Below are 1,331 nucleotides of genomic sequence, written 5' to 3' on the forward strand. Positions count from 1 at the left end.
CTCGCCGACAGGGGTGTGGAGTTCGTGTTCGGGTTCTACGTCGATGTGCATGGGGTCCCGAAGAGCAAGTGCGTGCCGCTGGCGTCGCTGCCGGCGATGGCGGCTGGTTCGGAGCTGTACACCGTCGGTGCTCTGGAGGGCATGGGCGAGTTGGGGCCGCACGAGGACGAGTGCCAGGGGCTTCCGGATCTGGACCGGATGATCGTGCTGCCCTGGGATGAGCGCTTCGCCGTGGTGCCCGCCGAGCTGCATCTGCACGGGCGGCCCTACGAGCAGGACTCCCGCAACGCCCTGCTGCGCCAGGTCGCGGCGGCCCGGGAGCTGGGCCTGGTCGCCAACGTCGGGATCGAGCCCGAGCTGTATGTGATCCGCCAGACCCCCCAGGGCTGGGCGCCGCTGGTGCCCAGCGACCGCGACAACGGGCCCACCCGGGGCTACGACCTGGAGGCCACGATGCTGGCCGAGCCGTTCCTGGGCCCGATGGTCGAGTACATGAACCGGCTGGGCTGGGGCGTGTACTCCTTCGACCACGAGGGCGGCGACGGCCAGTACGAGTTCAACTTCCGCTACGCCGACGCGCTCACCATGGCCGACCGGATGGTCGTGTTCCGGCTGATGGCCAAGCACGTCGCCCGCCAGCTCGGCTGCATCGCCACCTTCATGCCCAAGCCGTTCCAGGACGACTTCGGGTCGGCCTCACACCTCAACATCAGCCTCGCTGACGCCGACAGCGGTGCCAACCTCTTCGCTCACCCCGATGGGTCGGCCCGCTACAGCCAACTCGCCCACCAGTTCACCGCCGGCGTGCTCGCCCACGCCGACGCGATCAGCGCCGTGGTCTCCCCGACGGTCAACTCCTACAAGCGCTTCACCAGCAAGGGCTTCATGGACGAGATTTCCTGGGCGCCGGTGCACCGCGCCTACGGGGAGAACAACCGCACCCTGATGTGCCGGCTCCCGGTCAACCGACACTGCCTGGAGGTGCGCACCGCCGACAGCGCGATGAACTACTACCTCGGCATGGCCATGGTCCTCGGCGCCGGGCTCGACGGGATCCGCCGCGAACTCGACCCCGGCGAACCGATCAACCAGGACACCTACCAACTCAGCCCCGAGGAACTAGAAAAACTCGGCGACCTGGCCCTGCCCCACTCCCTCACCCAGGCCCTCGACGCGTTCGAAACCGACACCACCGCCATCGAGGTCTTCGGCCCCGACTTCCACCACACCTACCTCACCTACAAACGACAAGAAGCCCACGAATACAACGCCGTGGTCACCGACTGGGAAACCCACAAATACCTCCGAATGATCTGAGAAAAACCAATGAC

Annotated in this window: 1 protein-coding gene; it reads left to right on the plus strand. The window is 66.8% G+C overall.

The genetic code is table 11. The features are described from left to right. Positions 1-1,317: hypothetical protein (locus HF526_RS34410; RefSeq protein ID WP_169385827.1), on the plus strand; the 1,317-nt coding region annotated here is incomplete at its 5' end. Between the last annotated feature and the right edge of the window lie 14 nt (positions 1,318-1,331).

The sequence above is a fragment of the Pseudonocardia acidicola genome (assembly GCF_012911935.1).
Lineage (GTDB): Bacteria > Actinomycetota > Actinomycetes > Mycobacteriales > Pseudonocardiaceae > Pseudonocardia > Pseudonocardia acidicola.